Here is an 11,549-nt window from a genome sequence, read left to right as displayed (position 1 = left end):
CACGCCATCGCGGCTATAGCCGCTCCCACAAAAGCGGACGGCCGCTCCAGCTCCCGCTCCAGCGGAAGGCCACGCCCGCGAGGGCAGGAGCGCTCCCATCGGGGCAGGGGTAGAATGGCGGCATGGATATCCTGCTCGCCAACCCCCGCGGCTTCTGCGCCGGCGTCGACCGCGCGATCGAGATCGTCAAGCGCGCGATCGAGACGCTGGGGGCGCCGATCTACGTGCGCCACGAAGTCGTGCACAACCGCTACGTGGTCGACGACCTCAAGGAGCGCGGGGCGATCTTCGTCGAGGAGCTCGACGAGGTGCCCGACGGCAACACGGTGATTTTCAGCGCCCACGGCGTGTCGCAGGCGGTGCGCCAGGAAGCCGACAGGCGCGGGCTGAAGGTCTTCGACGCGACCTGCCCGCTGGTGACCAAGGTGCATTTCGAGGTCGCGCGCCACTGTCGCGCCGGCCGCGACGTGGTGCTGATCGGCCATGCCGGGCACCCCGAGGTCGAAGGCACGATGGGACAGTGGAGCCGCGAGCGCGGTACCGGATCCATCTACCTTGTCGAAGACGTGGACGACGTCGAGGCGCTGCAGGTCGCGCAGCAGGAGAACCTGGCCTACACCACCCAGACCACGCTCTCGGTCGATGACACGCGCGGCGTGATCGAGGCCCTGCGGGCGCGCTTCCCGGCGCTCCAGGGCCCGAAGAACGACGACATCTGCTACGCCACCCAGAACCGCCAGGACGCGGTGCGCCTCCTGGCGACCAGGTGCGACCTGGTGCTGGTGGTGGGCTCGCCCAACAGCTCGAACTCCAACCGGCTGCGGGAGCTTGCGGAGCGCGACGGCGTCGAGGCCTACCTGATCGACGGTGCCGACGAGATCGACCCGGCATGGGTGCTTGGCCGCCGCCACGTGGGCGTGACCGCCGGCGCTTCGGCTCCCGACGTGCTGGTGGAAGGCGTGTTGGCCCGGCTGCGCGGGCTCGGCGCCGACAGCGTGAGCGAGCTCGCCGGCGAGCGCGAAAACATGGTGTTCGCCCTGCCCAAGGAGCTGCGGCTGCGCCTGGTGGACTGAGGCGCGCGCCTGTCCGCCGGATGCCGGAAAGAAAAAGGCCGCCCGGGGGCGGCCTTTCTCCTGATGCTGGTGCCGGAAATAGGAATCGAACCTACGACCTACGCATTACGAATGCGCCGCTCTACCAACTGAGCTATTCCGGCGGGGCCGCACATTGTAGGGGTGCGCCCGCGCCGCGGTCAAAGCATCACAGGCCCCCCGACCTCCAGGCCGGTGCGCAGGCGGTCGGCCAGGCGCATCGCCAGGGCCACGATCGTGAACGTCGGGAAGGCCCAGCCACCTGTTGGAAACACCGAGCTTCCGGCGACATGCAGGTTTTCAACGCCGTGGACCTTGCAATCGCGGTCGACCACACCGTCGCCGGGCCGGTCGGACATGCGGGTGGTGCCGATGTGGTGGGCCGTGCCCACGAGGTCGGGGCTCAGCGTCGTGTCGGCGATCCAGGGCGCGGACTGGAAGCGGCCGCCGCAGCAGCGAGCGGCCTCGCTGCCGAGCAGGCCTGCACTGGTGCGGAACGACGCGTAGTCGAAATCGGTGAAGCGCCAGTCCACGCGGACCTTGCGCAGCCCCAGTGCGTCGCGTGACTCGCCGAGCGTGATCCGGCTCTCGGGGTTGGGCGCCTGCTCGAAATAGGCCATCAGGTCCACGGACCTGACGCGGTCGACGGGACGATGCCGCAGCTTGCGGGCGACGGCACCCGCCACGTGACCGGCGTTCATGCCCATGCGCAGCGCCAGGCGCGCCCGCCGGGCTCCGCCCGCGGCCGGTGGCGCGGTCGGGTGCGTGCCCGCGAGGCCAGAGGCCAGGGAGCTCTGTACTCCTTCTTCGACTCCCCTGTCGTCATTGGCCGGCGGCGTGCGGAAGCTGGCGCGCAGGTCGCGCAGTGCCTGCAGCCCGGCGGGCGCGGAGTCGAGCACCGGCAGCGGCCGGGCGCGGGCGTTGAGCAGGCGCAGGCGGCGCTGGGCGCTGTCGGCCAGCGCGAGCTCGCGATAGAGCGGGCGCGACTCGCGCTGGCCCTCGCGGTCGTAGGGGCGCAGCAGCATGTCCAGGTTGCCTCCAAGCACCTGTCCGGCGAGGCACCGCGGATGATCCATGAAGTGGCGGCCCACCTGGTCGTGGGCATTGCCCAGGCCGTGCGGGTGCGCGCCATCGGAAAGCAGCAGCAGGCGCGCGTTCTCGATGCCGCCGGCCGCGAGCACGTAGTGGCGCGCGTGCACGGTGCCGCGACGGCCGTCCAGGCTGCCGATGCGCGCCTCCTGCACGCGCCCTGCGCCTGGCGTGGCCGCGAGCTCCATCAGGTTGGCGTGCAGCAGCAGGGTGATGTTGTCCGATTTTTCGAGCAGCGGCCGGTAATCGGCCTGGAAGAAGACCGGGCTCTCGATGCATACGCGATCCACCGCGTATTCCTCCAGCAGCGGCAGCGCATGCGGGAAGTGCGCATTGCCGAAGCTGCCGTCGCCGATGCCGTGGCGCGGGTCGATGCGGAGCTCGGAGCGTGCGTGGCTGCACCAGGTGGCGAGCTCGTCGAAGCCGATCGGCCAGCCGCTGCGGGGCACCCAGTCGCGCGGCGCGAGGTCAAGGCGCGTCAGCGGCACGCAGCCTCCGCCCCAGAGCCGGCAGCTGCCACCCAGCGCGCGCAGCCGGCACAGGTGCGGGTCGAGCCGGGAGGAGCCCACGGATTCGCCTTCGCTCAGCGCCTGTGCGTCGGGTTCGCTTTCCATGCCCCCGCTTTCGAGCAGGCAGACGGTGAAGCGGCTGTTGGCGAAGGCGCTGGCGACCGCCAGGCCGGCCGGTCCCGCGCCGATGATGCAGAGGTCGCTCCGGTAGTCGCTGGGCGCCGAAGGATCAAGATAGTCGAGTATCAAGCGGAGTCTCCTCGGCGCGGCTGCCGTGCATACGGGGGCGCCGTTGATTGACAACGCCAAGCCGGGCGGGCAGCGGTCATCCACCCCGGCTTGCCCCGGGCCGGGCGCGGCGTCTCGCGCGGCGCGACGCCGCGCCGCTATCCTGAGCGCCTTCCACACGGAATCCATCCATGGCCAAGGCACGGACGGCCTACGTCTGCACAGAATGCGGCGCCGACTCCAGCAAGTGGCAGGGCCAGTGCGGCGCCTGCGGGGCCTGGGACACGCTGTCCGAGATCGTTCTGGAGTCCGCCGCCTCGTCAAAAGCCGCCGGCCCCGCGCGGCGCGGCGGCTGGGCGGGCAAGGCCGAGGCGCCGAAGGTCACGCCGCTGAAGGACGTCATGCAGGTCGACGACCAGCGCGTGTCCACCGGCATCGGCGAATTCGACCGCGTGCTGGGCGGCGGGCTGGTCGAGGGCGCCGTCGTTCTGGTGGGCGGCGACCCCGGCATCGGCAAGTCCACCCTGCTGCTGCAGGCCATGGCCAGCATGGCGTCCACGCTCCCGGGCCTGTACGTGACCGGCGAAGAGTCGCTGGCGCAGGTCGCCGGCCGCGGCACCCGCCTGGGCCTGCCGCTCGAGGGCGTGAACGCGCTGGCCGAGACCTGCGTGGAGCACATCCTCGGCCATGCCGCCAAGCTGCGCCCGCGCTTGATCGTGGCCGACTCCGTGCAGACCTTGTGGACCGAGACCCTCACCGCGGCGCCTGGTTCGGTCAGCCAGGTGCGCGAATCCGCCGCGCGCCTGGTGCGCTACGCCAAGGAGACCGGCACCGCGGTGTTCCTGGTCGGGCACGTCACCAAGGAGGGCGGCATCGCCGGCCCGCGCGTGCTCGAGCACATGGTCGATGCGGTGCTGTACTTCGAAGGCGATTCCGGCAGCCGCTTCCGGGTGTTGCGCGCGTTCAAGAACCGTTTCGGCGCGGTCAACGAACTCGGCGTGTTCGCGATGGGCGACAAGGGCCTGAAGGAAGTGCCCAATCCGTCGGCGATCTTCCTTTCCGGCGGCACGCGCCAGCCCGGCAGCTGCGTGATGGTGACCCGCGAGGGCACGCGCCCGCTGCTGGTCGAGGTCCAGGCCCTGGTTGATTCATCGCCGCTGTCCAACCCGCGGCGGGTGGCGGTGGGCATGGAACAGAACCGGCTGGCGATGCTGCTGGCGGTGCTGCACCGGCATGGCGGCATCGCGGTGGGCGACCAGGACGTGTTCGTCAACGTGGTCGGTGGCATCCGCGTGCAGGAGACCGCGGTCGACCTTCCAGTGCTGCTGGCTGTGTTGTCGTCGCTCCAGGACCGGCCGCTGGCGGAGAAGACGATCGCCTTCGGCGAGGTCGGGCTGTCGGGCGAGATCCGTCCGGTGCCCAACGGCGAAGAGCGGCTGAAGGAGGCCGCCACCCATGGTTTCAGGCGCGCCATCGTGGCCAGGGCGAATGCGCCGAAAGCCGGGCGTTACAAGGATCTTGAAGTGGTGGGCGTGGAGCGCCTGGCCGACGCCATCGACGCCGCAGGCTGAGGGTCTTCAGACCCGCTGCAGCACCAGCTCCAGCACGAACTTGCTGCCGAAGAAGGCCAGCACCAGCAGCGCCATCGCCGCCAGCGTCCAGTGCACCGCCTTTCGCCCGCGCCAGCCGAACCGCCACCGGCCCATCAGCAGCACGCCGAACACCAGCCACGACAGCCCGCTCAGCACGGTCTTGTGCAGCAGGTGCTGTGCCAGCAGGTCCTCGACGAACAGCACGCCGGTGAGGAGGGTGGCGCCGAGCAGCACGAAGCCGGTGGCGATGGTGCGGAACAGCAGGGTCTCGAGTTCGACCAGCGGCGGCAGGGCGCGCAGCCAGCCGTGGATCTCGCGACGGCTGAGCGCGCGCTCCTGCAGCCACAGCATCACCGCCAGCAACGCGGCCACGCCCAGGGTGGCGTAGGCGAGGAGTGCCAGCCAGGCGTGCAGCTGCAGGCGCCAGTCCAGCGGCTCGGGCGGGATGTGGCCGTGGAGATGGTTGCCGAGGAGCGCAAGCGCGGCGATGGGGAAGACCACCACGCCGAGCGTGCCCATGCGCCGCCCACGGATGCCGACGGCGGTGGTCAGCGCTGCCATGCCCAGGGTCACCAGCGAGATGGCCGCGAAGAAATGCATGTCCGCGCCGCCGATTCCACGCCAGGCCAGCACGTGCTCGATCGCATGCGCCAGCATCGCGCCAGTCGCCGCGACCGGCCAGGCGTGGCCCCACTGGCCGCGCCGGATTCCGCGCACCAGCAGGCCGGCGGCCGCCAGGTAGAGAACGATCGCGATGAGGACGGGAAGCATCCGCGCAGTGTCGCATACGCACCCGCCGGCCTGAACGGGCGGCGACGTTGCGCGGCGGGCGCGCTATGCTGTCCGCAAGCGGGGCCTTGGCCCCGTGGCACTCCAAGCCCGGCTGCCTGTGTCCGAAGGATTCCACGGATATGGCGCCCGGGCCGTGGCCTTCGCGGGCCACCGGGTCGGACTGGAAACGGGCCGGCCTCCCTGGTCCCGGAATGGAGCGACAACATGGCTGCCCTGGTCGACCGTTTTGGGCGGTCGTTCCCCTATCTGCGCCTCTCCCTGACCGAGGCGTGCAACTACCGCTGCAGCTATTGCCTGCCGGACGGCTACCAGGCGGACGGGCGTCCGCGCTTCCTCGAACTCGATGAGATCCAGCGCCTGGTGCGCGCCTTCGCGGCGCTCGGGATGAGCAAGATCCGGCTTACCGGCGGGGAGCCGACGCTGCGCAAGGACCTGCTGCCGATCATCGCCGCGGTGTCCGCCGTGCCCGGCGTCAGCCGCATCGCCATCACCACCAACGGAACCCTTCTGCCGCGCCACGTGCGCGAGTGGCGCGAGGCCGGCCTGACCGCGCTCAACGTCAGCCTGGACACGCTGGACCCGGAACGCTTCCGTGCGATCACCGGCCACGACCGTTTCGCCGAGGTCACCGAGGGCGTGGAGATGGCGCTGGGCCTCGGCTTCGATTCGGTCAAGCTCAACGCGGTGCTGCTGCGCGGTCGCAACGACGACGAGTTGCCCGGCTGGTTCGACTACCTGCGCGAGCGCGACATCGCCATCCGCTTCATCGAGTTGATGCGCACCGGTGACAACCTCGAGTTCTTCGAACGCCACCACCTGCGCGCCGAAGCGCTGGAGGACGAGATCGTCGAGGCCGGCTGGACGCTGCGTCCGCGCGCGCCCGACGCCGGCCCTGCGCGCGAGTATTCGCATCCGGATTACAGGGGTCGCATCGGCATCATCGCGCCGTACTCGAAGGATTTCTGCGCTGGCTGCAACCGCCTGCGGGTGACCGCACGCGGCGACCTCCGGCTGTGCCTGTTCGGCGACTTCGGCATCGGCCTGCGTCCGCTGCTGCAGTCCGACGACGACCATGACGCGCTGGTTGCGCGCATCAGCACCCAGCTCGGACTGAAGGCGGCCGGCCATGGCCTGCACCAGGGCGAGACCGGCCTCACCCCGCATCTCGCATCCATCGGAGGATGAGCGGCGCAATGACCAGCGAACACATGGGCGGACAGCGCGTGACCGGTGAACCGGCGGCCTTCCACATGGCCGACATCCGCAACAAGCGCCCCACGCGCCGGCGCGCGGTGGCGGTCGGCGAACTGATGGCCGGTGCGGCTGCCTTCCCGATGATCGTCGAGCGCCGCCTGCCCAAGGGCGACGCCCTGGTGATGGCCGAAGTGGCTGGCCTGCAGGGCGCGAAGATGGCATCCGCACTCATGCCGCTGTGCCACCCGCTGCCGCTGGAACTGGTGCAGGTGCGTTGCGTTCCGGTGCCGTCGCGCAATGCCATCCGCGTGTACTGCGAGTGCGCCACCGAAGCCCGCACCGGCGTCGAGATGGAGGCGCTGGCTGGGGTGAACGCGGCGCTGCTGACGCTGTACGACCTGACCAAACCGGTGGAGCCGGCGCTTGCCATCGATGGCATCCGCCTGCTGTTCAAGGAAGGCGGCAAGAGCGGCCTGTGGCTGCACCCCGACGGCATGGACGGCGACGAACGCGCGCACTACCGGCCGCGCGACATCGCCCGTCTGGACGGCGTGCCATGCGCGGTGCTCACCCTCAGCGACCGCGCCAGCCGCGGCGAGTACGAGGACCTGTCCGGCCCGCTGCTGGTCGACGGCCTGCGCCGCCTCGGCGCGCAGGTGGCCGGTGCCGAGGTGCTTCCCGACGGCATCGAGCCGCTTGCGGGGCGCCTGCGCGCGCTCGCCGCCGAAGGCGTGCGCATCTGCCTGACCACCGGCGGCACCGGCCTCGGCCCCGGCGACCACACGCCCGAAGCCCTGCGTTCGGTGGCCGATCGCGGCGTCGACGGACTGGCCGAGATGTTCCGCAGCGAGAGCGCCAAGCACACCCCGCTGGCCTGGCTCAGCCGCGCCGACGTGGTGCAGGTCGGCGGCATGCTGGTGTTCGCGCTGCCCGGCAGCCGGCGCGCGGCACAGCAGGGCATCGACATCCTGGCGCCGCTGCTGGCGCATGCGCTGGCGATGGTCGATGGCGGGGGGCATCCGTGAGCGCGGCCCTCGCGTACGACGACGCGCTGGCGATGGTCCTGGGCGAAGCGGCGCCGCTTGCGATCGAGCGGCGCGCTCCGCAGGACGCGCTCGGCCTGGTGCTGGCCGAGGCGGTCGCGAGCGAAGCGGACCTGCCGCCTTTCGACAACTCGGCGATGGACGGCTTCGCGCTGCGCGCCGCGGGCGAGGTGCTGGCCGCGGGCCGCGAGTTCGACGTCTCCGGCGCGCAGGTAGCCGGCGACGAAGCTTCGGCGGCGGGCGGGGGCGCCTGGGAAATCATGACCGGCGCGCGCATGCCCGAGGGGCTGGACAGCGTGGTGCCGGTCGAGCGCGTGGAGATCCTCGGGCACGACGGTGAAGGGCGGCCGCGACGCATCCGGCTGGCCACCGACGTGCCGCCCGGCGACAACGTGCGCCTGCGCGGCGAGGACATCCTCGCGGGCGCGCCGGCCGTGCCTGCCGGCAGCCGCATCGGCGCGGCCGAGCTGATGGTGCTTGCCTCGCTCGGCGTCAGCACGGTGGCGGTGCGGCGGCGCCCGCGGGTGGCGGTGATCAACACCGGCCGCGAGCTGGTCGACGACCCGGCGCGCCCGCTGGCCTCGGGCGAGATCCGCAACAGCAACGGGCCGTTCCTGGCCGCGCGCGCGGCCGCGGCGGGCGCGGACATCGTGCTGCGCGAGACCGTCGGCGACGAGCCGGAGATGTTCCTGGCCGCGCTCGAGCGCGCGCTCGGGGCCGGGGCCGACGTGGTGCTGAGCACCGGCGCGGTGTCGATGGGCCGACACGATTTCGTGCCCGACGCGCTGCGCGGCATCGGCGCCGACATCCGGTTCCACAAGGTCGCGATCCGTCCCGGCAGGCCGCTGCTGTTCGCGCGCCTGGCCGGTGGCGCGCTGTTCTTCGGGCTGCCCGGCAATCCGGTGTCGAGCGCGGTCGGCCTGCGTTTCTTCGCGGAGCCCGCCCTGCGCGCAATGACCGGCATGGCGGCCGAGCGCCCCCTGCGCATGCCGCTGGCGGCCGCCTACCGCAAGCGCGCGCCGCTGCGCTTCCACCTCAAGGCCCGGGTCGAGCTTGTCGACGGCTGCCTGCGCGCCCGGGTGTTGCAGGGCCAGGAGTCGTTCAAGGTGCTGCCGCTGCTTGCGGCCAACGCCTGGATCGTGGTGCCGCCGGAATCCATGGCGCTCGAGGCCGGCGGGATGGTGGATGTCTATGGCCTGGGGCACCTCGAGGCCCCGCTGATCGGAGGGGTGCTGGAGTGAAGGTGCAGCTGAGCCTGTTTGGTGCGTTCCGGGCGCATGATCCCGCGGCGCAGGTCGAGCTTGAAGTCCCCGATGGTGCGCGCGTGTCCGACCTGCGCGAAGCCCTGGAACAGCACGCCCGCGAACACTGGCCGGCGTTCCGGCCGGAACTGCTGAAGGCCTCGGCCTTCGCGAGCGAGCGCACGGTGATGCGCGATGCCGAGGCCCTGGTCCCCGGCGTGGCAATGGCCGTGCTGCCGCCGGTGAGCGGAGGTTGAACATGGTGCGCTTCCACTGCGCGGTGACCGACATCGTCGACGGCCCGCTGGATCCCGCGTCGGCGCTGGAGTTCGTGTCCGATCCCGGCTTCGGCGGCATGACCATGTTCATCGGCCGCGTGCGCGACCTCAACCACGGCCGCGTGGTCACCGGCGTCAGCTACGACATGTTCGAGCCCTTGGCGCTGAATGGCTTCAGGGCCATCGCCGAAGAGATCGATACGCGCTTCGGACCGAAGGTCCGGCTGTACGTCGCGCATGCCAGGGGACGCCTCGGCGTGGGCGACCTGGCGGTGGTGGTGGCCGCGGGCACCCCGCACCGCGACGAGGCCTTCCGCGCCTGCCGCGAGCTGATCGAGCAGGTGAAGCACACCAGCCCGATCTGGAAGCAGGAGCATTACGAGGATGGCGACAGCGTCTGGAGCGAGGGCTGCTCGCTGTGCGGCGTCGATGACGCCAACGCCGCTGCGCATGGCGAGGACGCAGGTCACGGGCACGATCATGCCGGTGCCCATCTTCACGCCGACAGCCATGGCCACCCGCATGCCGATGACCGGAGGGCTGGCGTGGCTTCGACGCTTGAGGGGGGGCGCGTCGCTTCCGTCCGCCACGCAGCGATGAAAGTCCAGCTTCAAGGCCCATCGCTGCGCCTGCGCATCGACGAGGAGGAACTGGCGCGGCTGCTGGCTGGCGAAGACGTGGTGAACCGCACGCAGGCGGCGCCGGGCGCCGTGGCCTGCCAGCGGCTGCGGCTGCTGGTTGGCGACGCGGCCACTGCCGCGACCAGCGACGAGGGCAGGGCCGCTGCGCGCTTCGACGCCGATGGCGGAGCGTGGACCTTCAGCCTTCCCGAGGCCGAGGTGCGCGACTACGTTGCCCGGTTGCCATGCCGCGATGCCCTGGAGTTCGCGCTGCCCGGCGGCGAAGCGGCGCTGAGGCTCGCCTTCGAAGTCGACGTCCGCGACAGCGTCCGCCGCCGCGGTCCACCGCTGCGCCGCGCCGCGCCGCGTCCCGACTGACCGGCGCCGGGCCGACCGGTCGCGACTCGCCGCGGGCGCGCGAGGGGCTCACGGCTGAAAGCTATACTTGGCGGTCCACAGATCCCTGCCAGGCGTCCTCCATGTTCGAATCCCTCACCCAGCGACTCTCCGGCACCATGGAGCGCCTGCGCGGCCGCGGCCGCCTGACCGAGGAGAACATCCGCGAGGCCACGCGCGAAGTGCGCATCGCACTCCTGGAAGCCGACGTCGCGCTGCCCGTTGTCCAGGCCCTGATCGAACGCATCAAGGTGCGCGCGGTCGGCCAGGAGGTCCTGAAGTCGCTGACCCCCGGCCAGGCCCTGATCAAGGTCGTGCGCGACGAGCTGACCGCGGTGATGGGCGCGGCCGCCTCCGACCTCAACCTCAACGTGCCGGCGCCGGCGGTGATCCTGATGGCCGGCCTGCAGGGCGCGGGCAAGACCACCACCGTCGGCAAGCTGGCCAGGCTCCTGAAGGAGAAGCGCAAGAAGAAGGTGATGGTGGTCAGCGCCGACGTCTATCGTCCCGCCGCCATCGCCCAGCTGGAAACGCTGGCGAAGCAGGTCGACGTGCGCTTCTTCCCCTCGGACGTGTCGCAGAAGCCTGCCGACATCGTCCGCGCGGCGATTGCCGATGCGCGCAAGTCGTTCATCGACGTGCTGCTGGTCGACACCGCCGGCCGGCTCGCCATTGATGAAGCGATGATGGCCGAGATCAAGGAACTGCACGCCGCGGTCAAGCCGGTCGAGACCCTGTTCGTGGTCGATGCCATGACCGGCCAGGACGCGGCCAACACCGCGAAGGCCTTCAGTGAAGCGCTGCCGCTGACCGGCGTGGTGTTGACCAAGACCGACGGCGACGCCCGCGGCGGCGCGGCGCTCAGCGTGCGCTACATCACCGGTCGCCCGATCAAGTTCATCGGCACCAGCGAGAAGGTCGACGGCCTGGACGTGTTCCACCCCGACCGCATCGCCAGCCGCATCCTCGACATGGGCGACGTGCTGTCGCTGGTCGAGCAGGTGGAAGGCCAGGTCGACAAGGACAAGGCGCAGAAGCTCGCCGAGAAGGTCGCTAGGGGCAAGAAGTTCGACCTCAACGACATGCGCGACCAGCTCGAGCAGATGCAGGGCATGGGCGGCATCCACGGCCTGATGGACAAGCTGCCGGGCATGGGCCAGATCCCGGATTCCGTGAAGAACCAGGTCACCGGCAAGGAAGTGCCGCGCATGGTCGCGATCATCGGCTCGATGACGAAGAAGGAGCGTCGCAATCCGGCGCTGCTGAACGGCTCGCGCCGCAAGCGCATCGCCGCCGGTTCCGGCGTCACGCCGGCCGACGTCAACAAGCTGATGAAGCAGTACCAGCAGATGGAAAAGATGATGGGCAAGCTGGGCCGCGGCGGCATGAAGGGGATGATGCGCGGCCTGCAGGGCATGATGGGCGGGCGCGGCGGGATGCCGTTCCGCTGATCGCCGGAACTCGTCGCATGGCGGA

Annotated in this window: 9 protein-coding genes, 1 tRNA gene, 1 pseudogene and 1 riboswitch; of the genes and pseudogenes, 8 read left to right on the top strand and 3 right to left on the bottom strand. The window is 70.9% G+C overall.

The window, feature by feature from the left end; genetic code table 11:
- Window positions 1-122: 122 nt before the first annotated feature.
- Complete coding sequence (gene ispH, locus WCE39_RS00760; protein ID WP_343274796.1) at window positions 123-1,073, top strand: 4-hydroxy-3-methylbut-2-enyl diphosphate reductase; 951 nt, start codon at window positions 123-125, stop codon at window positions 1,071-1,073.
- A 67-nt stretch (window positions 1,074-1,140) separates the two neighbouring features.
- On the opposite strand, the gene WCE39_RS00755 is transcribed toward ispH, so the two are convergent.
- A tRNA-Thr gene (locus WCE39_RS00755) sits at window positions 1,141-1,216 on the bottom strand.
- Window positions 1,217-1,252: 36 nt separating this feature from the next.
- The gene (locus WCE39_RS00750; protein ID WP_343274795.1) at window positions 1,253-2,938 is read right to left on the bottom strand and encodes a GMC family oxidoreductase; all 1,686 of its coding nucleotides are present in this window, start codon (window positions 2,936-2,938) and stop codon (window positions 1,253-1,255) included.
- 170 nt (window positions 2,939-3,108) lie between these two features.
- Here WCE39_RS00750 and radA point away from each other — a divergent pair, with 170 nt between their 5' ends.
- Complete coding sequence (radA, locus tag WCE39_RS00745) at window positions 3,109-4,488, top strand: DNA repair protein RadA (RefSeq protein WP_343274794.1); 1,380 nt, start codon at window positions 3,109-3,111, stop codon at window positions 4,486-4,488.
- Between the two features lie 6 nt (window positions 4,489-4,494).
- Here radA and WCE39_RS00740 read toward each other — a convergent pair whose 3' ends face one another.
- Window positions 4,495-5,280, bottom strand: a complete 786-nt coding sequence (locus tag WCE39_RS00740) for a cytochrome C assembly family protein (RefSeq protein ID WP_343274793.1) — start codon at window positions 5,278-5,280, stop codon at window positions 4,495-4,497.
- Between the two features lie 91 nt (window positions 5,281-5,371).
- Window positions 5,372-5,514: riboswitch (molybdenum cofactor riboswitch) on the top strand.
- Between WCE39_RS00740 and moaA the strand changes: the two genes are divergently transcribed.
- The 6 genes and pseudogenes from moaA to ffh all read left to right on the top strand — a co-directional run bounded on the left by moaA (window position 5,506) and on the right by ffh (window position 11,524).
- Entirely contained in the window at window positions 5,506-6,486 is a 981-nt protein-coding gene (gene moaA, locus WCE39_RS00735; RefSeq protein ID WP_343274792.1) for a GTP 3',8-cyclase MoaA, read from the top strand. It overlaps the preceding riboswitch by 9 nt.
- A 38-nt stretch (window positions 6,487-6,524) precedes the next feature.
- Window positions 6,525-7,520 carry a bifunctional molybdenum cofactor biosynthesis protein MoaC/MoaB gene (gene moaCB / locus WCE39_RS00730; RefSeq protein ID WP_343274863.1) on the top strand — a complete coding sequence of 332 codons (996 nt, stop codon included), beginning with the start codon at window positions 6,525-6,527 and terminating at the stop codon, window positions 7,518-7,520.
- Complete coding sequence (locus WCE39_RS00725) at window positions 7,517-8,779, top strand: molybdopterin molybdotransferase MoeA (RefSeq protein ID WP_343274791.1); 1,263 nt, start codon at window positions 7,517-7,519, stop codon at window positions 8,777-8,779. The genes moaCB and WCE39_RS00725 overlap by 4 nt, the downstream gene beginning before the upstream one ends.
- The gene (locus WCE39_RS00720) at window positions 8,776-9,036 is read left to right on the top strand and encodes a MoaD/ThiS family protein (protein WP_343274790.1); all 261 of its coding nucleotides are present in this window, start codon (window positions 8,776-8,778) and stop codon (window positions 9,034-9,036) included. Before WCE39_RS00725 ends, WCE39_RS00720 begins: the two co-directional genes overlap by 4 nt.
- A 2-nt stretch (window positions 9,037-9,038) precedes the next feature.
- Window positions 9,039-9,539: pseudogene (locus WCE39_RS00715) on the top strand (molybdenum cofactor biosynthesis protein MoaE); the annotation flags it as partial.
- A 617-nt stretch (window positions 9,540-10,156) separates the two neighbouring features.
- A complete protein-coding gene (gene ffh / locus WCE39_RS00710) occupies window positions 10,157-11,524 on the top strand; it encodes a signal recognition particle protein (protein ID WP_343274789.1) in 1,368 nt (455 codons plus the stop codon).
- Window positions 11,525-11,549: the final 25 nt, after the last annotated feature.

The sequence above is a fragment of the Luteimonas yanweni genome, assembly GCF_039548475.1.
Classification (GTDB): Bacteria; Pseudomonadota; Gammaproteobacteria; order Xanthomonadales; family Xanthomonadaceae; genus Luteimonas.
Note: the sequence above shows the minus strand (reverse complement) of the source record. Positions and strands in the feature narration are given on the sequence as shown.

What these genes read in the sequence shown, in the direction of transcription:
- ispH (WP_343274796.1), top strand. Translation starts at nt 123, where the DNA reads ATGGATATCCTGCTCGCCAACCCCCGCGGCTTCTGCGCCGGCGTCGAC.
- ffh (WP_343274789.1), top strand. Translation starts at nt 10,157, where the DNA reads ATGTTCGAATCCCTCACCCAGCGACTCTCCGGCACCATGGAGCGCCTG.
- WCE39_RS00740 (WP_343274793.1), bottom strand. Translation starts at nt 5,280, where the DNA reads ATGCTTCCCGTCCTCATCGCGATCGTTCTCTACCTGGCGGCCGCCGGC.
- moaA (WP_343274792.1), top strand. Translation starts at nt 5,506, where the DNA reads ATGGCTGCCCTGGTCGACCGTTTTGGGCGGTCGTTCCCCTATCTGCGC.
- radA (WP_343274794.1), top strand. Translation starts at nt 3,109, where the DNA reads ATGGCCAAGGCACGGACGGCCTACGTCTGCACAGAATGCGGCGCCGAC.